18 protein-coding genes and 1 pseudogene are annotated in these 21,405 nt (G+C 72.7%); 13 read left to right on the plus strand and 6 right to left on the minus strand.

Features of this window, described 5'->3' with window-relative positions; translation table 11 throughout:
• The first annotated feature begins 1 nt into the window (after nt 1).
• On the plus strand, nt 2-634 hold the full coding sequence (locus tag AC3EN4_RS23860; protein WP_435207988.1) for a CG0192-related protein: 633 nt from the start codon (nt 2-4) through the stop codon (nt 632-634).
• On the opposite strand, the pseudogene AC3EN4_RS23865 reads toward AC3EN4_RS23860, so the two are convergent.
• Nucleotides 635-2,656, minus strand: a pseudogene (locus AC3EN4_RS23865) (glycosyl hydrolase family 28-related protein); the annotation flags it as partial. It abuts the gene before it with no gap.
• A 222-nt stretch (nt 2,657-2,878) separates the two neighbouring features.
• On the opposite strand from AC3EN4_RS23865, the gene AC3EN4_RS23870 reads away from it, so the two are divergent.
• Nucleotides 2,879-3,970 (plus strand): NYN domain-containing protein, encoded by a 1,092-nt coding sequence (locus tag AC3EN4_RS23870; protein ID WP_435207918.1) that lies wholly within the window; start codon nt 2,879-2,881, stop codon nt 3,968-3,970.
• 86 nt (nt 3,971-4,056) lie between these two features.
• Nucleotides 4,057-6,723: a LuxR C-terminal-related transcriptional regulator gene (locus AC3EN4_RS23875; protein ID WP_435207920.1), complete on the plus strand. Its 2,667-nt coding sequence runs from the start codon at nt 4,057-4,059 to the stop codon at nt 6,721-6,723.
• A gap of 65 nt (nt 6,724-6,788) precedes the next feature.
• Here AC3EN4_RS23875 and AC3EN4_RS23880 read toward each other — a convergent pair whose 3' ends face one another.
• Nucleotides 6,789-7,724, minus strand: coding sequence for a collagen-like domain-containing protein (locus AC3EN4_RS23880; RefSeq protein WP_435207921.1), 936 nt, complete (start codon nt 7,722-7,724; stop codon nt 6,789-6,791).
• 4 nt (nt 7,725-7,728) lie between these two features.
• Here AC3EN4_RS23880 and AC3EN4_RS23885 point away from each other — a divergent pair, with 4 nt between their 5' ends.
• From AC3EN4_RS23885 to AC3EN4_RS23895, 3 genes are all read left to right on the plus strand, one after another.
• The gene (locus AC3EN4_RS23885) at nt 7,729-8,799 is read left to right on the plus strand and encodes a hypothetical protein (protein ID WP_435207923.1); all 1,071 of its coding nucleotides are present in this window, start codon (nt 7,729-7,731) and stop codon (nt 8,797-8,799) included.
• Between the two features lie 158 nt (nt 8,800-8,957).
• The gene (locus tag AC3EN4_RS23890; RefSeq protein ID WP_355050387.1) at nt 8,958-9,179 is read left to right on the plus strand and encodes a hypothetical protein; all 222 of its coding nucleotides are present in this window, start codon (nt 8,958-8,960) and stop codon (nt 9,177-9,179) included.
• Between the two features lie 545 nt (nt 9,180-9,724).
• On the plus strand, nt 9,725-9,967 hold the full coding sequence (locus AC3EN4_RS23895) for a hypothetical protein (protein ID WP_435207925.1): 243 nt from the start codon (nt 9,725-9,727) through the stop codon (nt 9,965-9,967).
• Nucleotides 9,968-9,970: 3 nt separating this feature from the next.
• Here the strand turns inward: AC3EN4_RS23895 and AC3EN4_RS23900 are convergent, their stop codons facing one another.
• The 3 genes from AC3EN4_RS23900 to AC3EN4_RS23910 all read right to left on the minus strand — a co-directional run bounded on the left by AC3EN4_RS23900 (nt 9,971) and on the right by AC3EN4_RS23910 (nt 13,061).
• Nucleotides 9,971-11,032 carry a Gfo/Idh/MocA family protein gene (locus AC3EN4_RS23900; RefSeq protein WP_435207927.1) on the minus strand — a complete coding sequence of 354 codons (1,062 nt, stop codon included), beginning with the start codon at nt 11,030-11,032 and terminating at the stop codon, nt 9,971-9,973.
• Nucleotides 11,033-11,118: 86 nt separating this feature from the next.
• A complete protein-coding gene (locus AC3EN4_RS23905; RefSeq protein WP_435207929.1) occupies nt 11,119-11,784 on the minus strand; it encodes a response regulator transcription factor in 666 nt (221 codons plus the stop codon).
• On the minus strand, nt 11,772-13,061 hold the full coding sequence (locus AC3EN4_RS23910; protein ID WP_435207930.1) for a sensor histidine kinase: 1,290 nt from the start codon (nt 13,059-13,061) through the stop codon (nt 11,772-11,774). Before AC3EN4_RS23910 ends, AC3EN4_RS23905 begins: the two co-directional genes overlap by 13 nt.
• Nucleotides 13,062-13,224: 163 nt before the next feature.
• Between AC3EN4_RS23910 and AC3EN4_RS23915 the strand changes: the two genes are divergently transcribed.
• The 5 genes from AC3EN4_RS23915 (at nt 13,225) to AC3EN4_RS23935 (ending at nt 18,222) form a co-directional block, all read left to right on the plus strand.
• Entirely contained in the window at nt 13,225-13,920 is a 696-nt protein-coding gene (locus AC3EN4_RS23915) for an SDR family NAD(P)-dependent oxidoreductase (protein WP_435207931.1), read from the plus strand.
• Complete coding sequence (locus AC3EN4_RS23920) at nt 13,914-15,548, plus strand: MFS transporter (RefSeq protein WP_435207933.1); 1,635 nt, start codon at nt 13,914-13,916, stop codon at nt 15,546-15,548. The genes AC3EN4_RS23915 and AC3EN4_RS23920 overlap by 7 nt, the downstream gene beginning before the upstream one ends.
• A 99-nt stretch (nt 15,549-15,647) precedes the next feature.
• Nucleotides 15,648-16,190 carry an SRPBCC family protein gene (locus tag AC3EN4_RS23925; protein WP_435207935.1) on the plus strand — a complete coding sequence of 181 codons (543 nt, stop codon included), beginning with the start codon at nt 15,648-15,650 and terminating at the stop codon, nt 16,188-16,190.
• A complete protein-coding gene (locus tag AC3EN4_RS23930; protein ID WP_435207937.1) occupies nt 16,187-17,362 on the plus strand; it encodes a zinc-dependent alcohol dehydrogenase in 1,176 nt (391 codons plus the stop codon). Before AC3EN4_RS23925 ends, AC3EN4_RS23930 begins: the two co-directional genes overlap by 4 nt.
• 92 nt (nt 17,363-17,454) lie before the next feature.
• The gene (locus tag AC3EN4_RS23935) at nt 17,455-18,222 is read left to right on the plus strand and encodes a TetR/AcrR family transcriptional regulator (RefSeq protein ID WP_435207939.1); all 768 of its coding nucleotides are present in this window, start codon (nt 17,455-17,457) and stop codon (nt 18,220-18,222) included.
• A 9-nt stretch (nt 18,223-18,231) separates the two neighbouring features.
• Here AC3EN4_RS23935 and AC3EN4_RS23940 read toward each other — a convergent pair whose 3' ends face one another.
• On the minus strand, nt 18,232-19,062 hold the full coding sequence (locus AC3EN4_RS23940) for a helix-turn-helix domain-containing protein (protein WP_435207940.1): 831 nt from the start codon (nt 19,060-19,062) through the stop codon (nt 18,232-18,234).
• Between the two features lie 129 nt (nt 19,063-19,191).
• Here AC3EN4_RS23940 and AC3EN4_RS23945 point away from each other — a divergent pair, with 129 nt between their 5' ends.
• Both AC3EN4_RS23945 and AC3EN4_RS23950 read left to right on the plus strand, forming a co-directional pair.
• Entirely contained in the window at nt 19,192-20,112 is a 921-nt protein-coding gene (locus tag AC3EN4_RS23945) for an SDR family NAD(P)-dependent oxidoreductase (RefSeq protein WP_435207941.1), read from the plus strand.
• Nucleotides 20,113-20,201: 89 nt separating this feature from the next.
• A complete protein-coding gene (locus tag AC3EN4_RS23950; RefSeq protein ID WP_435207943.1) occupies nt 20,202-21,404 on the plus strand; it encodes a low temperature requirement protein A in 1,203 nt (400 codons plus the stop codon).
• Nucleotide 21,405: the final 1 nt, after the last annotated feature.

Below are 21,405 nucleotides of genomic sequence, written 5' to 3' on the forward strand. Positions count from 1 at the left end.
CATGGCACTCCTGCACCGGGCGACACTGCGCCCCACGAAGCTCGAGCTGTTGACGACCTGGCTGCCCGGCCGCCCCTGGTACGAGGGGCCGACCGGCGTCGAGGTGGTGAGCCGGGGGGCGTACCGCCTCGACGACCCGGCCGGGGAGGTCGGCATCGAGACGATCCTGGTCACCGCCGCCGACGGGCCGGTCCACCAGGTCCCGCTGACCTACCGCGCCGCGCCGCTGGACGACGCCGACGAGTGGCTGGTCGGTACGCTCGAGCATTCGGTGCTCGGCCGCCGCTGGGTGTACGAAGCCTGCGCCGACCCGGTGTACGCGGCGGCGCTGACCCACGCCGTCCTGAGTGGCGCCGGCCAGGCCGAGCAGTACTTCGAGGTCGACGGCCGGCGCGAGGTGCGACCGCCGGCGGTGACGATCGACGTCGACGGCGGCAGCGGGCCGGTGCCGGAGGTCGGCGCGGTCCAGCGGGTCGTCGACGAGGACGACACGCTGATCGTCACCGACACGGTGGAGCTGGTCGTCGTCCGCCGGCCGGTCGCCGGGGCGAGTGGTACGCGGGGTGCCACCCTGCGCGGCGCCTGGGACGGCCAGCCGACGAGCGTGCCGCTGGCGTACGTCCGGGTGCGTTGACGGCGGTGGCGATACCGGCGGCCGGTCGTCGCAGGTGATGGTGTTGGGCAGGAGCCACGGCGCGAGCCAGCCACCGTCGTTGCCACCCAGGTCGGTCAGGGTGAACTCCGAGCCGGCCGGGGTGAAGTGGAACGACCCGCAGTTGTTGACGCCGACCGCGCCCACGTTGCGGGCGTCCACGTTGGCGAACGAGGCCGACCCGGCCGTACGGGCGCTGACCACCGAGGTGCCGGTGCCGTCGACCCGGACGTCGCGGAAGCGTACGTTGGTGATCGAGTAGAGGTCCTTCACCGGCCAGTCGCTGACCAGCATGATCGCGTTGTAGGTGCTGTCCAGGTACGCGTCGCCGGTCACCTCGACGGCCGCGTCGATGCTGCGGTCCAGCGCGAACATCCAGATCGCGCCGAGTCCGATGTTCCAGTTCAGGTCGTACGTGCCGGCGCGGGCCGTGGTGTTGCCGGTGAACCGCAGGTACCCGGCGAACGGCTCCGCGCCGAAGCGGGCGCCGGCGTGCAGCCCGCTGCCCTCGCGGACCGGGTCGGCGACCAGGTTGTGCGAGACGGTCGTGTCGGTGCCGCCGTAGATGGCGATGCCGTTGGCGAGCGTCGGCGACTGCACGGTGTTGTGGTCGAACGTGTTGCGCGCGTTCGCGGTCTTCTCCGACCACATCGCCAGCCCGTCGTCGCCGGTGTTGCGGACGAAGGTGTGTGCGACGAGAGAGTCGGTCACGCCGGTGTGGAAGTTGAGCGCGTCGGCGATCTGGTCGACGACGATGGTGTTGGTGACCCGGACGTTGCGCATCGGCCCGTCGAACCAGAGGCCCACCTTCGTGTGCCGCAGGTGCAGTCCGTCGATGGTGGAGTCGCTCATCGCGCCACCGATGGCGTTGACCTGGTCCTTGTCGATGCGCTCGCGCACGTCGCCCTCGATGGCGAAGCCGGACAGGTGCACGTTGCGGCTGCCGCCGTCGGCGGCGTCGCGGCCGTAGAAGCCGACGCCGGTGTGCACCGAGCCGTCCGGGGCGGGGGTCGGCAGGGCGACCTCGCGCCCCTTGACGATCGTCCACCAGTTGCCGGCGCCCTCGATGGTCACGTCGTCGACGATGATGTGCCGATTGACCTGGTAGGTGCCCGGCGGGATGTAGACCGTGAGGTGTGCGCGCCGGGCGAAGGCGATGGCCTTGTCGATCGCGTCGGCGGAGTCCCGCCGGCCGGTGGGGTCGGCCCCGAACGCGAGGACGTTCGCCGCGAGCAGCCGTACCCGCGGCGGCGCGACCAGTTCGGAGTCGAGCAGGTCGATGACCGTCCAGGCGGCGGCCGTGCCGGTCGGCGCGGTGAGCCGGACCTTGTCGCCGGCCCGGTAGGTACGCCCGAGCAGCAGGCGCTGCTCGTCGTAGAAGTGGGTGGGCCGGAACGGCTTGGTGATGCTGGGGTACGGCGTGGTGGCCGACGGCACGCACTGGCACTCGGTGATCCACCAGTCTGGGTGCAGCAGGTCGGCCTGGGGGTCGTTGGTGAACGGGTACTGGTTGTAGAGCCACGAGTACTGCGAGGTCAGCGTCATGGTGCGGACGTGTGTGCCGTTGACGGCGACCTTCAGCGGCGCGGTGATCCCGCCGCCGGTGGGGGCGTCCGGGATGCTGTACCGCACGGTGATCCCGTTGGCGGCGCGGGGCAGGACGAACTCGACGTACTCGCCGCGGGTGAGCCGGACGGCTCGACGGCCGGACGCCTCGGCGGGCAGGGTGTAGGCGGACCGGTCCGGGCCGATGATCTCGCCGTTGGTGCGGGCGTTCTCGGCCTCCTGTTCGACGAAGTCGACGTCGGCCCCGCGTCCGGCGACGAGCGCCGGATCGAGCGCCGCCCGGGTGACGACCGGTTGTGTGCCGGGTGACCCGGCCGGGCCGGCGGCGGCCCCGGTGGGTCCGGCGACCAGCACGGTGAGGCCGGCCGCGAGCGCGACGGCGGCGGCGACCGGGCGGCGGCCCGGGCGTCCGCGCGTCGGCAGGGTGCTGCGAGACATCGGTGACCCTCCTGGGTGGGTGGTGGTGGAGGTCCGCCCGGCGTTCCCCTGGACGCCCGACATTGACCGCCATGATGCAGCACCGGTACATCACACTGCAAGACAACAATCCAAAGATGAAAAGAGTCGACTATTGAGCTGCAAGAAATGGACGGACGTCGAGTTGAGCTGCGGCGCGTCGGGTGCCTCCGGACCCCGTTCGGGCGGCGTAGGGTGAGCCGCGTGGAGCACGAAGATCGGATCGCCCTCTTCCTCGACTACGAGAACCTGGCGTTGGGGGCCCGCGACCACCGTGGCGGCGCGGCCTTCGACTTCCGGCCGATCGCCGACGCGCTGGCCGAACGCGGGCGGGTGGTGGTGCGCCGGGCGTACGCCGACTGGTCGTACTTCGACGAGGACCGCCGGATGCTCACCCGGTCCCACGTGGAGCTGATCGAGATCCCGCAGCGGATGGGCGCGTCCCGGAAGAACGCCGCCGACATCAAGATGGCCGTCGACGCGATCGAGTTGGCGTTCGAGCGCGACTACATCTCCACCTTCGTCATCTGTAGCGGCGACAGCGACTTCACCCCGCTCGTCCACAAGCTTCGGGAGCTCAACAAGCGGGTCATCGGCGTCGGGGTGGAGGGGTCCACGTCGGCGCTGCTGCCACCGGCGTGCGACGAGTTCCTGTACTACGACCGGTTGGAGGGCGTGGACATCCCGCCCGTACGCGCCCGGCATGCCCGCCCGGCCCGGCAGAACGGCCCCGACCAGCGGCCGCCCGAGCCGGAGCAGCAGCGCGAGCCGGAGGTGGAGGACCAGCCGGCGGACGAGGAACCCGGCCGGGACGTGGACACGCTCGCCGTGCAGGTCGCCCAGACGGTGGCCGGGTTGCAGGGCAGCGCGAGCGGCGAGGTGACCGCCTCCCGGCTCAAGCGCACCCTGCTGCGCAAGGACCCCACCTTCAGCGAGTCCGACTACGGCTTCCGCACCTTCGGCGAGCTGCTGCGCCACCTCGCCGAGCACAACGTGGTCGACCTGGCCGAGGGGCCCGCCAAGGGCGACCCCGAGGTGTCCCTGCCCGAGCACGGCGACCGGGAGGTGGCGTTCGGCCTGCTCCGGGGTGTGGTGGGTGACCTGGGCAGCGCCGGCAACCCGGTGGCGCTCTCCGGCCTGAAGAACCAGCTCCGCCGGGTCCGGCCCGACTTCAGCGAGAAGAAGCTCGGCTACCGCAGCTTCCTGCAGTTCTGCAAGGCCGCCGCCACCAGCGGCGCGGTCGACCTGCGGTGGAGCCCGGAGGCGGACGACTACCTGCTCACCACCTCGTCCTGACCGCATCGACCGCCGTCGAGCGGAAGTGTCGGGACTGCCCATAGGGTGGACGGCAGGGCTGCCCCGAGGGCGAGGTGAGGGTCGTCATGCCGGGACGTGGGGAATGGAGACTCGTCGGCCGCGACGTCGAGCTGAAGACCATCGAGGACGTCGTGACGGCGCGGGTGCCCGGCCTGGTGCTGGTGGGCGAGGCCGGGGTGGGCAAGACACGGTTGCTGCGCGAGGCACTGGCCCGCGCCGGCGACAACGGCGTGGAGTGCCACTGGGTGTCGGCGACCGGCGCGGCCCGCTCGATCCCGTTCGGCGCGGTCTCGCACCTCATCCCCGCACCGACCCGGCCGCACGCCGACCCGATGGGGCTGGTCGTCACCGTGGAGCGCGACTTCGCCCGGCGCAGCGCCGGACGCACGGTCATGATCGGGATCGACGACGCACACCTGCTCGACGAGCCGTCCGCCGGGCTGCTGCACCAGCTCGCCGTGCACGGCCTGGCGGTGGCGGTGGCGACGGTCCGCGCGGGCGAACCACTCTCGGACGCCCTCACCTCACTGTGGACCGGTTCCGGCCGGCGACTGGAGGTGCGTCCCCTGCCGGCCACCGCCGTGGACCACCTGCTCGACGAGGCCGCGCCCGGTCCGCTCGACGCGCTCAGCCGCCGTCGGCTGCGGCAGCTCGCCGACGGCAACCCGCTGCTGCTGCGGGAACTGCTCGCCGACGCGATGGAGACCGGCGGCCTGCACGAGGTGCGGGGCGTCTGGCGTTGGCGCGGCACCGCGTCCGGCAGTCCCCGGCTGGCCGAGCTGGTCAGCGCCCGGTTGCGCGCCCTCGAACCGGCCGCCCGGCAGGTGCTGGAGGTGGTCGCCTGCGGCGAACCCCTCTCCCTGGCCCTGCTGGAACGCTTCGTCGACCCCGCCGCCATCGAGGCCGCCGAACGCAGCGGCATGGTGGTCGCGGAGCGCTCCGGCGCCCGTACGGCCCTGCGGATGGCCCATCCGCTCTACGGCGAGGCGCTGCGCGCCAGCATGCCCGCCAGCCGCTCCCGGACGGTGTTCGGGCAGCTCACCGACGTGTTGGCGAGCATGCCGCTGCGCCGCCGCGACGACGCGCTGGTGGCCGGCGTGTGGCAACTGCGCTCCGGCAGCGTTCGGCACCCGGGCATCGCGCTGGCCGCCGCGCGGCAGGCGATCGACCGGTTCGACATCGACCTGGCCGAGCGGTTGGCCCGCACGGCGTACGACGCCGACCCGGGGTGGGAGGCGCAGTGGCTGCTGGCCCGGGTTCTGCAGTACCAGGCGCGCAGCCAGGAGGCGTTCGACATGCTCCCGCCGGCCCCGCCACCGGGCAGCAAGCGGCTCGCCATCTGGGCGATCACCCGGGCCGGGCTGCTGTACTGGGGTCTGGACCGGATCGACGAGGCGCACGAGACACTGCGGATGGTGCCCGCGGGCTCGCCCGGCCACGACCTGACCGAGGCCACCCGCTCGTGGGTGCTGTTCTACGACGGCCGGTGCGAGGCGGCGTTGGCGGTCGGTCAGGCTGTGCTCGCCCGCCCCGACACCGGCGTCCGCGCGGCGAGCTGGGCGACCATGGGCGCGGCCTCGGCGGCGGGCATGCTCGGCCGGCTCGGACTCGCGGCGGAGCTGGCGCGGCGGGGCCGGGCGGTGCTCGCCGCCGCGCCCGAGCACCTCCCCTGGAACGAGGCCCAGGTCGGGCTGGGGCTCTGCTACGCCCGGTACGCCGCCGGCGAGCTGGCCGAGGCCGTCGAGTTGGCCGACGAGGGCTACCGCGCGGCGGTGGCCAGCGACGCGCGGGGGATGGTCGCCGTGTGGGCCGGGTTCCGCGGGATCATCGGCAAGGCGCAGGGGCAGCTCGACGCCGCCGAGGCCGACCTGCGCGAGGCCATCGCGCTGGTCGAGGAGAACGACCAGTACCACCTGGTACGGACGTACTGGGCCGAGCTGGCGGGCGTACGGGCCCTGGCCGGTGACCTGTCCGGTGCGCGGCGCTGGCTGGCCGCGGCGGACGCCCGGGAGCGGACCGCCAACCGGATCTTCCACGCCTGGGTGGAGCTGAACCGCGCCTGGGTGCAGGTCGCCGAGGGGGACCGCACCGCGGCGCTCCGTACCGCCCGGCACGCGGCCGACCTGGCCCGCGGCAGCGAGCAGCCCACCATCGAGGCGGTGGCGCTCTACGAGTGCGCGCGCCTCGGTGCCCCGGAGCCGGTCCGGGACCGGCTGCACGCCCTCGCCGACCAGCTCGGCGGGTTGGCGTCCACTCTCGCCGGCGCGACCGACGGTCTGCTCCACGACGACGGTCCGGCCCTGGAGGCAGCCGCGGACGACCTCGTCTCCCGCGGGCACACCCTGCTCGCCGCCGAGGTGGTCGGCGTCGCCGCCCGGGCGTACGCCCGCCGGGGTCGACCCCGGCTGGCGGTGGCGCAGCGGGCCGCCACGCTGGCCGAGGCGTGCCGGGGCGTACGGACGCCGCTGCTCGCCGCGACCGCCGTGGGCGTCGAGCAGGCGACGTTGACCCGCCGCGAGCGGGACGTCGCGCTGCTCGCGGTCGCCCTGTCCAGCCGCAGCATCGCCGACCGGCTCGGGTTGTCGGTCAACACCGTCAACAACAACCTGGCCCGGGTCTTCACGAAACTGGGTGTCCGTAACCGCCGGGAGCTGGCCGTCGTGCTCGGCCAGCAGACGTCCGGGCGTGCCGGGACAGGTCACCACGAGCGATCGCCGCTCGACAGTAGGTAAGGACGACTGATCTACCGGGTTACCGCGCGCCTCCCTACCGTGCGGTAACACACCTACCGGTGCACTCAGTCCCTGGAGGACGGCATGAGCCAACTGGATGCAAGCGGACCACCAGGACCGCGACCCACCCGGTCGTTCCACAATGTTCTCTTCGCCGCCGGAATGGCGTTGGCGGTGGCCACCCTCACCGCGATCGTCGCCCCGACCGCCGGCGGCGCGTCGCCCGCCCCGGCCAACGCCACCCCCGTGGCCGACTCGTCGTCCGCCGCGCCGCCCTGCACCCGCGAGTTGGAGGGTACGACCTGGCTGCTCGACCCGTGCGTCAAGCCGGGCGGGAAGCTCCCGGCGGAGGTCGAGGAGCGGCTCGCGCAGATCCGTACCCAGAACCGGATGGCGGCCGCCGACTGCCCGACGCCGACCGGTTCCGCGTCGCCCTCGGCGTCGGCCTCGCCGACCCGGCAGACCCGGCCGCCGGTGACGGCCCAGGCGGTCGCGCAGCGCGCCCCCGCCGCGACCGCGACAGCGCCCACGTCCCCGACGTCGCCCAGCGGTTCGCCCACCTCCTCGCCGAGCGGTTCGCCCTGCCCCTCGGGGAGCACGTCGCCCTCGGCCAGCGCGTCGCCGTCGGGTAGTTCCTCTCCCTCGGGCAGCGCGTCCCCGTCGGGCAGCTCCTCTCCCTCGGGGAGCGCGTCTCCGTCCGGTAGCGCGTCCCCGTCGGGCAGTTCCTCCCCGTCCGGTAGCGCGTCGCCGTCGGGCAGCGCGTCGCCGTCCGGCAGTTCCTCACCGTCGGGTAGCGCGTCGCCGTCGGGTAGTTCCTCCCCGTCCGGCGGCGCGTCGCCGTCCGGTAGCTCCTCGCCGTCGAGCAGCGCCTCACCCAGCGGCTCGTCGTCACCCAGCAACCCGACCGACCCGACCGACGGGCCGCCCTGGCCCACCGGCGGTCCGGGGTCGCCGCCGCCCCCGCCGCCGACCGGCTGCCCCCAGGTCAACGGCAACCCCACCCTGGTGGACGCCAACAAGGACCGGATCCGCTGCCGGGAGGTGCAGACCGTCGAGGACGACACCGTGCTCACCGTGACGGGTGACTCGATCAGCTCGTCGCACCACCAGTTCGGCTACGGGATCATGGGACCCGGCTGCCCGAACACCTCGTTCGACGACCGCATGATGCCCGGCAACAACGGCGTCTACAGCTACGCCCGGCGCTACTTCGACATGGACGGCAGCATCGTCGACTACGACAACTACGCGCGCACCGGGTACGGCACCGGCGACATCATCGCCGGTCGCGCCGGTCCGGACTCGTGCGGCAACGCGTGGGCCCGGGTGGCCAGCCCGCTCGGTCTCGCCACCGCCCGCATCGCCAAGGCGAAGAGCGACAAGCACGACGCGTACCACGTCACGACCGGCGGCGTGAACAACACCAACTGGACGACGGTGCTGACCCGGCTGGCGAAGTGCCGGGCCTACGAGTTCGCGGCGGAGACCCTGGACCCGTACGGCCTGATCCGCTTCGAGTGGGCGGCCGTGGGTGGCAAGGGCGGCATCATCACCAACGGTGGCGGCTGCAACTTCTGGATCGACCTGCCGGTGGGCGAGGACTACTACATCAACGTGCAGGTGCCCCGCTACGACGGTCCGAGCCGGTACGCGGGTGTCACCGCCGACGCCACCTTCATCGTCAACTCCCTGTTGGCGGCGGGCGCCGACAAGGTGGTGTGGATGCTCTACTACGACATCACCCCGGCCAACATCGACATCGGGCAGTACGCCTGGATGCAGCTCAAGGCGTACCTGCCGGCGGCCCTGCTGTCCTACATACCGCCGCAACCGGTGTCGATGCTGTCGCCGCTGATCGATCCCCTCTGGGTGGGCACCGTGCGGGGTGTGATCAGCGACCTCAACTGGGCCATCCAGATGGGTGTCCCGTTCGACCCGGCCGTCCGGGTGGCCTTCCCACCGCCGTTCACTCCGGGTGACATTCAGGTCACCGCAGAGGGTGGCTCGCCGCACCCCAGCCCCTCTGGGCAGGACAAGTTGGCGAGCACCCTGGCGGGCGTCCTCAGCGGTATGTGACGGGGGCCTGATCCATCGCTCAGGGCGGGGAGGAGTCGCCGATGCGGTTCCTCCCCGTCGCCCACACAGGTGGAAGTGCGCCCGTATTGCCGCTATCGCCCCTGTATCTGCTCACCTGCGCCGTACCCCCGGCGCGAAAATTGCTATACGGTCGGCGAATGAAGGTGGAGGAACACTGGTGGAACGGTGACACGACCCCGCGCGGGCGCCGGGACGTGTACATCCGTACTGATGGGCAAGGTTGGGAGGTCCGCGCCCAGATCGGTGGGGCGTCGGGCCGCGAGCGGGTGCAGCAGTGCCCCAGCCGGGCCTCGGCGACCATCCTCGCCGATGCCTGGCGCGGGACGCACCCGTCCTGGCGCGAGCTGAAGCAGCGCTGATCCGGCACCGGGTCGGGCCGGCAACGCCCCCCGCGCCCCCCGGCCCACCCGGTGCTCGACCCATCCCTTCGCGCTTCGGGTCACTTCTTCTGCAACATGACCGAGGCGACCTCTGCCGCGAGGGCTGACGCCCACTCAAGCTGAGGGCAGTTGTCCCGCCCTCTGCACTCCAGGCATCCACCTGCCCGCCACGGTGAGTCGGGCGCATCCGTCCAGTGCGCGTCGAGTACGCGCTTGGCGGTGAACAGCTCGGTGGCCCTGGATACGGGTTCGTCGATCGGCATGACCGGCGCGCCTTCCGTAGTCCTTGATCACTTGATGCTCACCAGTTCGTAGAGGCTTCCTGGAACTGGTGAGCATCAAGTGATCAAGCCGAGCCTGCTCGATCAACTCGACTTCGCCGATGTGGGGGCATCCCGAGGTTGTGATGCCGCAACATCGCGGAAGTGGAGTGGATCAACCCCGGACGCGGCCGGGTGCCGTGCGCGCATTCCCCGCCCCAGGCCGGGTACACGAGGGCGGTCCGCGCGCGCTGGAGGTCGCTCATGTCGCAGGGTCCCGACGAGGAGAACCCTCGGCTCGACGAGGAGGTCCGGGAGGCCGAGCGTCGGCTTGCCGCCCTCACCACCTCGTCGGACGACGCGCTGACCGACGACGACGCCCGCGTACCGGACGATGCCCTCTCCGAGCAGAACGACGCTCTCTCAGAGCAGCAGGTTGCCCTCTCCGAGCAGGACGAGACCTCCTCCGAGCGGGAAGAGGCCCCCTCCGAGCAGCAGACGGAGTAGGGCTCAGGCGGCCGGGACCGGCAGCACCACGCCCTCGGCCGCCGACCGGTGCGCCAGCTCGATCAACTCGACCGTGGCGGCCGAGTCGCGCGGGTCGACCGGCATCGGCGTGCCGTCGCGCAGCGCCGTCGCCACCTGGGCGTAGAAGCTCTGGTACGCGCCGGGCACGGTCGGCGTGGGGCGCAGGTCACCGTCGACGCCGAGCAGGCCGTACCGCTCCGGCGGGACCTCGCCCCAGCCCGGCTGGTCCGGTCGGCCGCCGTCGTGCAGCGCGGCCTCCTGCACGTCCAGCCCGTAGGTCGTGTAGCCGGCACGGTCGCCGAGCACCCGCAGTCGCGGGCCGAGCTGCGCGGTGATGGCCCCCATCCACAGGTGCGAGCGCACCCCGTTGGCGTGGGTCAACGCCACGAACGCATCGTCGTCGACCTCGGCGCCGGCCCGGCGGCGGTCGACCTCGGCGTAGACCCGCTCGACCCGGCCGAACAGCTGCACGGCCTGGTCGACGAGGTGCGCGCCCAGGTCGAACAGGGCGCCACCGGCCTCGTCCACCCCGGCGAGTTCCCGCCACCCCGGCTTGATCGTCGGGCGGAACCGCTCGAACCGGGACTCGAACCGGAGCACCCGTCCCAGCTCGCCACTCTCCACCAGCGCGCGGGCGGTCAGGAAGTCGCCGTCCCAGCGGCGGTTCTGGAACACCGTCAGCGGCACCCCCCGCCGGTCGGCCTCCTCGACGAGGGCCCGGGCGTCCGCGGCGGTGGGAGCGAGGGGCTTGTCGACCACGACCGGCAGGCCGGCGGCGAGCGCCGCCCGCGCCATCGGCACGTGCTGCCGGTTCGGCGTCGCGACCACCACCAGGTCCAGAGCGTCAGGGGTACGCCACAGCTCGTCGGCGTCGTCGACCAGGCGGGCGTCCGGGAACATCTGGTGGGCCTGCTCGCGCCGCTGCGGATCGCGCGTCACGATGGCGTCCAGCCGCAGTCCGGGTGTCGCGGCGATCAGCGGGGCGTGGAAGACCCGACCCGCCAGCCCGTACCCCAGCAGACCGACCCGCAGCGCCTCCGCCATGCCGTACCCCCGTCTCGCCGGCCCGCGCCCCTGGTGGCGCCGGTACCGCCGATCGAATCTACGCCCCGATCATCGTCCGCCGCCGGTCAGCCCACCGGGTCCGCGCGCAGGTAGGTGAGCACGGCGAGCACCCGACGGTTGGTGTCGTCGCTGGGTGGCAGGTCGAGCTTCAGCAGGATGTTGCCGACGTGTTTGCCGATGGCGGCCTCGGTGACGTGCAGCCGGGCGGCGATGGACGCGTTGGAGCGGCCCTCGGCCAGCAGCGCCAGCACCTCCCGCTCGCGGGCGGAGAGCGCGGCGAGCGGGTCGCGGGGTCGGTGCAGCAGTTGCCGTACCACGTCCGGGTCGATGGCGGTCCCGCCGTCGGCGACCCGGCGCAGTGTGTCGACGAACTCGGTCACCTCGGCCACCCGGTCCTTGAGCAGGTAGCCGACCCGCTGGCCGTCGCCGCTGTCCAGCAGCGCCGCCGCGTACCCGGTCTGCACGAACTGGCTGAGCACCACCACCGGCAGGTCGGGCCGCTCGGCGCGGAGCGCGACGGCGGCCCGCAGTCCGTCGTCGCGCCGGCCGGGCGGCATCCGGATGTCGGTCAGCACCAGGTCGGGCTGGTGCGCGCGGGCCGCGGCCAGCAGCTCGGGAGCGGAGCCGACGGCCGCGCACACCGTGAAGTCGAAGCGGGTCAGGAGCGCGACCAGGCCCTCGCGCAGCAGCACCTCGTCCTCGGCGAGCACCACCCGGGTCACCGGCGACATGGCAGCTCCACCCGGACCAGGGTAGGCCCGCCGGGCGGGCTGGCCAGCAGCAACCGACCGTCGGCGGCGGCGACCCGGTCGGCGAGCCCGGTCAGGCCGGTGCCCCGGGCCGGGTCGGCGCCACCGCGCCCGTCGTCGGACACCTCGACGACGAGGTCACCGCCGGCCCGCGTGAGGCGTACGTCGGCGCGTGTCGCTCCGGCGTGCCGGGCCACGTTGCCCAATGCCTCGGACACCACGAAGTACGCGGTGGTCTCGACGATCTCCGGCAGCTCCCCGGCGACGTCGGCGTGCACCGTGACCGGCACGGGGGACGCGTCGGCCAGCTCGCGGACCGCGCCGGTGAGGCCGAGGTCGGTGAGACTCTGCGGCCGGATTCCGTGCACCAACTGCCGCAGCATCACCATCAGCCCGCGCGCCTGGTCGTGCGCCACGGCGAGGGGCCGGGCGGCCGGTGAGTCCTCGGGTACGTCCAGCCGGGCCAGACCCAGCTGGAGGGTGAGGCTGGTCAGCCGGGGCTGCGCGCCGTCGTGCAGGTCCCGCTCGATGCGCCGCCGTTCCGCCTCGTACGCGCCGACCAGCCGAGTCCGGGACCGGGCGACCTCGCGCAGCGCCGCCGCGTCGACCGGGCTGGTCAGCGCCCACCGGGCCACGGCAGCCTGGGCGGCGGCGAGCAGTCCCGCCCCGTAGCAGAGCACCGGGACGAGCAGCACCCCCACGATCGCGTACGGGACGGCCTCGCCGGTGCTCTCGATCGGCCGCCAGATCACCACCGGATCGGCGTCGCCGGCCAGCCAGGGGCTGGTGACCATCCCGAGGTCCAGCAGCACCAGCATCAGGAACGTCCAGTACGCGACGGGCACCACACCGCCCAGCCAGAACAGGTACGCCACCTCCCGCCAGCCGGCCGCGCTGCGGTAGCGGGCGACCAGCCCCGGCCACGGCGACGCGGGCAGTGGGCGGCCGTCCACCAGGCCGATCCGCCACCGTTCGACGGCGGCGACCGGGACGCTGGCGAGCGGCGCGAGGGCCACCAGGGTGAGGCTGCCGACCGCCAGGAACAGCATCAGCGGTATCTCCGGCGGCCGACCGTGCTGCCGCAGCGCGTTGGCGGCGGCCAGCAGGGGCGCGCCGATGACGAGCAGCCCGACGGTGAGCACACCGGCGATCGGCACGGTGGTGATCAGGTAGGCCAGCGCGCGCCAGGGCCAGGCGGAGATCAGCCAGTCGCGGCGGCGCAGGGCCGCGGCCAGGTGACGGGGGTGTTCCGAGGTCATGCCGCAGACGCTAATCGCCGGTCGGCGGCCGCCCCAGCCGTCCAGATCCCCTCTTCGGGGTAGGCCCAGCACTACCGGCGGGGTGTGCGGAGTCCGGAAACGGGAACGACGCGCGACGTGTGACCGGTGGTGTGGGACCGGTGGTGGCGGCGGCGGGAGCGACATGGGTGCCAGAACCTTCGTGGTGGTCGGCGGTACCAGCGGGCTGGGCCTCGCGGTGGCCCGGCTGCTGCTCGACGAGCACCGCGTCGTGGTGTTCGGCAACGTGCCGGACGAGGTCGCCGGAACGACCGACGAGTTGGGATGCGACGGCGTGATCTGCGACGTCTCTTCCTACGAGCAGGTCCGGGACGCGTTCGCCGAGGTGGTGGGGCGCTACGGCACGGTCGACGGGGTCGCGGCGTGCGCGTCGATGTGGGCGGGCGGTGATCTCGGGGAGCTGCCGGTGGAGCACATCCGGCGGGCCGTCGACATCAACGTCCTGGGGACGACGTACCTGCTGAGGGAGGCGCTGGAGCATCTCCAGCGGCAGGGCTACGGCAACGTGGTGTATATCGGCGCGATGGCGCTCGCCGCACCCCGGCCCGGCATACCGGTCTACCGGGCGACCAAGAGCTACGGCAGCAGTCTCGTCGACTCGCTGGCCGAGGCCCAGCACAGCAACCGGATCAAGGTGATGCAGCTGCACCCCGGGCCGATGCCGACGCGGCTTCAGGAGCGGGTCGGCGCCGAGTTCCTGGACGAGATCTACGCCCTGCCCGAGCAGGTCGCCACCGAGGTCGTACGACTGCTGCTGTTGCGCCCCGACGACCTCTACGTCTCCGGTGAGCGGGTGCTGCGCGCGGACGGGCGGTGGTGACGGCGGGGGCCGCTGCGGGCGACCGTCCGGCCTCCGCGTGGGCGCCGCTGCGCGGTGCCGTCTACCGCAACCTGTGGCTGGCCCTGCTCGCCGCCAACGTCGGCACCTGGATGCAGACCGTCGGCGCGCAGTGGCTGCTGATCCACCACGCCAACGCCGCCACGCTGGTCGCCCTGGTGCAGACCGCCAGCCTGCTGCCGGTGCTGCTGCTGGCGCTGCCCGCCGGTGTGCTGGCCGACAGCTTCGACCGTCGCCACCTGCTGATCGCCGTGCAGCTGTTCCTGGTGGCGGTGGCGGTGGCGTTGGCCCTGCTCACCCTGACCGACCGGATGCCACCGGCGCTGCTGCTCACCCTGACCTTCGCGTTCGGGGTCGGGCAGGCGCTCACCCTGCCGGCCTGGTCGGCGGTGATCCCGGAGCTGGTGCCGCAGGAACAGTTGCGCTCGGCGTCCGCGCTGGGCTCGATCAGCGTGAACGTGGCGCGGGCGGTGGGACCGGCGCTGGCCGGTGTGCTGATCTCCCGGACCGGCGTCGCTCCGGTCTTCGGGCTCAACGCGGTGGCGTTCGCCGTCTTCGCGGCCGCGCTCTGGCGCTGGCGGCCGGCTACCGCCCGCGCCGTCGAGGTGCCCGAGCGGTTCGCCGCCGCGCTGCGGGCCGGGAGCCGCTACGTACGCCACTCGCCGACCGTGCGCCGGCTGCTGCGTCGCGCGTTGGTCTTCGTGGTCCCGGCCAGCGCGCTGTGGACGCTGTTGCCGCTGGTGGCGGCCCGGCGGCTCGGGCTGGGTTCCGGCGGGTACGGGCTGCTGCTGGGCGCACTCGGGGTGGGCGCCATCGCCGGTGGTGTGCTGCTGGCGGTGATCCGTACCCGGCTGTCGGCCAACCAGATCCTGCTCGCCTCCGGCGCGCTGTTCACCGCCGCGCTGGCGCTGGTCGGCACCGTACGGGTGGTGCCGCTGGTGCTCCTGGCTCTGCTGCCGGCGGGGATGGCGTGGGTGACGGTCCTGGCCAACGTCAACGCCGAGATGCAGCTCTTCCTGCCGAGCTGGGTACGGGCCCGGGGCCTGGCCGTCTACCAGGTGTGTTTCGCCGGCGGGCAGGCCGCCGGCGCGTTGCTGTGGGGTCTGGTGGCCGAGATGGGCGGGCTGCTCCCCGCCTACCTCACGGCGGCGGCGTCGATGCTCGTCGGGACCGTGACCAGCCGGATCTGGCCGTTGCCGGACCTGCGGTCGGTGAACCGCGAACCGGCGGCCTACTGGCCGCAACTGCACCTGGCGCACGAGCCGGACCCCTGGGTGGGCCCGGTGCTGGTGACGGTGCGGTACACCGTCCGGCCGGAGCGGGAGGGGCCGTTCCTCGCGGCGATGGACGCGGTGCGCGGGGCCCGGCAGCGCACCGGCGCGATGCGCTGGGGGTTGTTCCGGCCGGCCGAGACGACCGACCGGTTCGTCGAGGTGTACCTGGTGCCGTCGTGGGACGAGCACCTGCGCCAGCACGGCGGTCGGCTGACCGGTGAGGACCGCGAGGCCGAGGCGCGGGCCCGGGAGCTGACCGACGGGGTTCCGGAGGTACGCCACCTCGTGCCGGCCGCCGCCGGACCGCGGCTGTCCGACGAACGCGAAGGGGTCTGATCTTCGGTACGTCCGACATCCGGCCGCGCATTCTGCCCGCCGGATGTGCAGGACGTGACTCTCGGGGTAGGTGATGCCGCAAGAGAGGGGAGGGGAATCATGGATCTGCTGGCCACGACGACCATCCGTCAACCGGCGGCCGACGTGTACGCCTTCTGGCGTCGCCTGGAGAGCCTGCCGACGTTCATGGCCCACCTGCAGGAGGTGCGCGTCACCGGGGAGCGGACGAGTCACTGGACGGCGAGCGCGCCGTTCGACCGCAGCGTCGAGTGGGACGCGGAGATCACCGAGGAGGTGCCGGGCGAGCGCATCGGCTGGCGGTCCACCGGCGACGCCGACGTGCCGAACACCGGCAAGGTGTGGTTCGTGCCGGCGCCCGACGGCGTGAGCACCGAGGTGCACGTGCTGCTGGTGTACGACATCCCCGGCGGCAAGCTGGGCGAGGCGGTGGCCCGGTACTTCGGCGAGGAGCCGCACCAGCAGCTCGACGACGACCTGCGTCGACTCAAGCAGGTGTTGGAGACCGGCGAGGTGGTGCGCTCCGACGGCGCACCCTGGGGCAAGCGTGCCCGGCGGGAGTTCCCGCAGCGGCCGGCGCAGCCGCTGTCCAGCGACGAGTTGTCCAAGGGGGAGGCGGCATGAGGGCGAACACCTGGGCCGGGCGGAACAAGGTCGAGGTCCGCGACGTGCCGGACCCGAGCATCCTGAACCGGCGGGACGCGATCGTGAAGGTCACCTCGACCGCGATCTGCGGCTCCGACCTGCACCTGGTGGACGGGTACGTGCCGACCATGCAGGACGGCGACGTGCTGGGCCACGAGTTCATGGGTGAGGTGGTCGAGGTCGGCGACGGCGTCGACCCGGGCCGGCTGCGGGTCGGCGACCGGGTGGTGGTGCCGTTCCCGATCGCCTGCGGCGCGTGCGCGGCGTGTACGGCCGAGCTCTTCTCGTGCTGCGAGAACAGCAATCCCAACGCCGGGATCGCGGAGAAGATGTTCGGTCACCCGGTGGCCGGCATCTTCGGCTACTCCCACCTGACCGGCGGGTTCGCGGGCGGCCAGTCCGAGTACGTGCGGGTGCCGTTCGCCGACGTCGGGCCGCTGAAGATCGAGTCGGACCTGACCGACGAGCAGGTGCTGTTCCTGTCCGACATCCTGCCGACCGGGTACATGGGCGCCGAGATGTGCGACATCCAGCCCAGTGACGTTGTCGCCGTGTGGGGCGCCGGCCCGGTCGGCCAGTTCGCGATGGACAGCGCCCGTCTGCTCGGCGCGGCCACGGTCATCGCGATCGACACGGAGCCGTACCGGCTGCGGATGGCCGAGGAGGCCGGGCACACCACGATCAACTTCGAGGAGGTGGACGTCCGGTCCCGGCTGTTGGAGCTGACCGGCGGACGCGGGCCGGACAAGTGCATCGACGCGGTCGGCATGGAGGCCAGCCACGGCAGCGCGCACCTGCACGCGTACGACCGGGTGAAGCAGGCGGTGCGCTCGGAGACCGAGCGGCCGCACGCGCTGCGCCAGGCGATCCTGTCCTGCCGCAGCGGCGGCATCGTGTCGGTCATCGGCGTGTACGGCGGCCTGCTGGACAAGTTCCCCTCCGGCGCCTGGATGAACCGGTCGCTGACCCTGCGTACCGGTCAGTGCCACGTCCAGCGGTACATGACGCCGTTGCTGCGCCACATCGAGAACGGCGAGCTGGACCCCACCCGGGTGATCACCCACACGATGTCGCTGGACGACGCGGCACGCGGCTTCGACCTGTTCAAGAACAAGCAGGACGACTGCGAGAAGGTGGTGCTCAAGCCGTGACGGGATCGGCGTCGGCGGGGTCTCGGGTGGGCCCCGCCGACGCCGTCCGGCCGGCGTACCGCGTACGCGCGCGTTGCTAGGATGGCCGCACCATGGCGACTGAGCGCAAGCCGACCGCGGACCCGGCACGTAGCCTGGCCATCCTCTGGCGCACCCGGGAACCGACCAGCCGCAGCGCCGGGCAGGGGCTCAGCGTCGACCGGATCGTCCGGGCCGCCATCGACATCGCCGACGCCGAGGGTCTCGACGCGTTGACCATGCGCCGGGTCGGCGAGGCGCTGGGTGTGGGCACCATGTCGGTCTACACGTACGTGCCGGGCAAGGCCGAACTCGTCGACGTCATGATCGACACCGTGTACGGCGAGATGCCGCGTCCCGCCGTCGAGGGGGACTGGCGGGCCCGGTTGGAGCGGATCGCCCGCGACAACCTGGCGCTCTACCAGCGGCACCGGTGGATGTTGCGGGCCGAGACCACCCGCCCGGTGCTCGGGCCGCACCTGATGGCCAAGTACGACCACGAACTGGGCGCGGTCGCCGACATCGGGCTCACCGACGTCGAGATGGACGCGGTGCTCACCCTCGTGCTCGGGCATGTGAAGTCCTCCGCGCGGGCCGCCTCCGAGGTGGTCGACCTGGAACGGGAGACCGGGATGAGCGACGGCCAGTGGTGGCAGTCGCACGCGCCCTGGCTGGAGACGTTCCTGAATCCGGACAGCTACCCGACCGCGTCCCGGGTCGGCACGGCGGCCGGCCGGCAGCACGGCGCCGCCTACGGCCCGGAGTACGCCTTCGAGTTCGGCCTGCAACGCGTCCTCGACGGCATCTCGGTGGTGGTCGCCGAGCGGGCCGGCACCCGCTGACCCGATGTGCTATTCGTCCGTCGCGGGCGCGGCGCCGGTGCCGCCGAGCCGGGCGAGGGAGCGGGCGGACGGGCTGCCCGGCTCGGCGTGGTAGACGACGAGCGACTGGGTCGTGCCGCTGATCATCAGCTTCTCGTAGCGCAGCCTCAACTCGCCCACCTGCGGATGGTGGAACACCCGCAGCCCGCCCCCGGCGCGGACGGTGACGTCGTGGCGTGCCCACAGCCGCCGGAACAGCTCGCTGCCCGCCGTCAGCTCGTCGACCAGCTCGGTGAGCCGTGGGTCGTCCACCTCGACCCCCACCTGGGCGCGTAGTCCGGCGACCGCGCTCGCGGCGACCGCTTCCGGGGCCGGGTAGAGCGCCGGAACGTGCGGGCCCAGGAAGACCTCGCGCAGCAGGTTCACCCCGACCCGGTAGATCGGCGCCAATGCGGTCGCCATCGGGTTGGCGAAGAGCACGTCCAGGTGCCGGCCGTGCACGAAGGCGGGCGTCTGCGTCCACGAGCCCACCAACTGCCGGATGCCCACCGGCACCCGTTCCGGCCGTCGTGCCAGACCGGAAGGGGCGTGTCCGCCGAGAAGGTGCAGGTGTGCCGTGGCCTCGGGGTCCAACCGCAGCGCCCGCGCCAGCGCGTCGAGCACCTGGGCCGACGGGTTGCGGTCCCGGCCCTGCTCCAACCGCAGGTAGTAGTCGGCGCTGATGCCGGCCAGCAGGGCCAGCTCCTCGCGTCGGAGGCCCGGCACCCGCCGGCGGCCGTGTGCCGGCAGACCGACGTCAGCCGGCCCGATCAGCTCGCGCCGGGCCCGCAGGTACTCGCCCAGTGGGCCGGCGGTGCTCACCAGCTCATCGTAGGAGTGATCGCCGCCGGCCAGCCTGGTCCTGCCACTACCAGGAAAACCGGTAACCCGGATATCGCCGGTCGGCCGGGTGACAGTGGGCCAGGTATGGGTTTTCGAGAGGGGACAGAGATGACCACGCTCATCACGACGCCATTCGGGTTCGCCTCGACCGCCGACGAGGTGCTCGCCGGAGTCGACCTGGGCGGCAAGCGCGCCGTCATCACCGGCGGCGCGGCCGGCATCGGCATCGAGACCGCTCGCGCGCTGGCCGCTGCCGGCGCCGAGGTCGTGCTCGCGGTGCGTCGCGTTCCGGCCGGCCAGGACGCCGCCCGGGACATCGCGGCCAGCATCGGCGCGGACCGGGTCACCGTCCGCGAGCTCGACGTGGCCAACCAGGATTCGGTACGCCGGTTCGTCGCCGGCTGGGACGGGCCGCTGCACATTCTGATCAACAATGCCGGGATCATGGCGCTGCCCGAGTTGGAGCGCACGGTCGAGGGCTGGGAGATGCAGTTCGCCACCAACTTCATGGGGCACTACGCGCTGACCGTCGGCCTGCACGACGCCCTCGCCGCGGCTGGTGGCGCCCGGGTGGTGTCGGTCAGCTCCAGCGGCAACCTCTTCTCCCCGGTGATCTTCGACGACCTGCACTTCGCGTTCCGGCCGTACGACCCGCTGCTGGCGTACGGGCAGTCCAAGAGCGCCGAGGCCCTGCTCGCCGTCGAGGCCGACCGCCGCTGGGCCGGCGAGGGTATCCGCGCCAACGCCTTGAACCCGGGCGCGATCGCCACCGGGTTGCAGAAGCACACCGGCGGACTCCGTACCCCGAAGGAGCGGCAGAAGACCCCCCAGCAGGGTGCCGCCACCTCGGTGCTGCTCGCCGCATCCCCGCTGCTCGACGGCGTCGGCGGTCGCTACTTCGAGGACTGCGCCGAGGCCCCGGTCCGGACCGAGCGGCCCGCCGACTACAGCGGCGTGGCGGCGTACGCGCTCGACCCGGGCAACGCCGAGCGGCTCTGGACGACGGCGGCGGACCTCATCGCCCGCTGACCATGGTGCCCGGCCCGGCCGAACCCACCCGGGCCGGGCGGCGCGGATGGTACGACTGGGACGGCAGGTGACGTCCGGGAAGGGGGGCGATGACGAACGCGCTTCCCGGGCGGCTGCTCCAGAAGCGGGAGGATCCCCGCCGGACCTCGTTCCTGGAGCTCTTCTTCGACCTGGCCTTCATCTTCGCGTTGACCCGACTGTCCCGGGCGGTGGTCGACGATCCCAGCCTCAACGGTGGCTTCCAGGTCATGGTGATGCTGGCGGCGATCTGGTGGGTGTGGTTCGTGACCGCGTGGTCGGCCGACTGGTTCGACCCCCGGGCGCCGCTGATCGTCGTACTCCTGCTCTGGGTGATGTTCGGCGGCCTGCTGATGGCCGCGGCCGTGCCCACCGCGTTCGACTCGCACGCCGCGCTGTTCGCGGGCGCCTACGTGGCGATCCACCTCGGTCGGGGCGCGCTGCTGATCCCGGCGCTGCGCGGGCATCCGCTGCAACTGCGGAGCCTGCGGGTGGCGATCTGGTTCGCGATCTCCGGTGCGATGTGGCTGGTCGGCGTGGCCGTCCGCCCGGCCCGGGAGGTGCTCTGGACCCTCGCCCTGGTGCTGGAGTATTCCCTGGCCCGGCTGCGCTGGCCGTTCCCGTGGCTCGGGCGCAGCTCCTGGCCGGATCTCCAGGTCAACGGCGACCATCTCTCGGAGCGGTACCAGCAGATCTTCATCATCGCGTTGGGTGAGCTGATCCTGTTCGCCGGCATCGCCTACAGCGACTCCGGCCTGCACCTCGAGAGCACGCTGGCCTTCGCCCTGGCGTTCGTCACGGCGGTGGCCCTCGCCCGGCTCTACCTGGTGCCGGCCGGCTCGCGGCTGGGCGCGAGCATCATGGCGGCCGGTCCGCCCGGCAGCAAGCTGGCACTGCTCGCCGGTTACCTGCACCTGCTCATGATCGCCGGCGTGCTGGCGACCTCGGTGGCCATGGAGATGACGATCGAGGATCCCCGCACCGAGGAGACGGCGCAACTGGCCCTGGGCATCACCGGCCCGGCGCTGTTCCTGACCGCCCGGATCCTGCTCGCGTGGGCGGTCGACGGCAGCCGGCCGTGGGCGCGCCTGATCGGGGTGCCGGCCATCATCGTGTGCGGGTTCGCGACCCAGCGGCTTCCGCACGTCGCGAACAGCGCCGTCGTCGCCGGGGTGCTGGTGCTGATCGTCCTGGTCGACGGGATGCCCGGCCTCCGGCGGTACGCCGACCGAGCGATGCGGGACGGGGCGTCCGATCAGCGGCGACCTGGCTGAC

Source organism: Micromonospora sp. bgisy143, assembly GCF_057708145.1.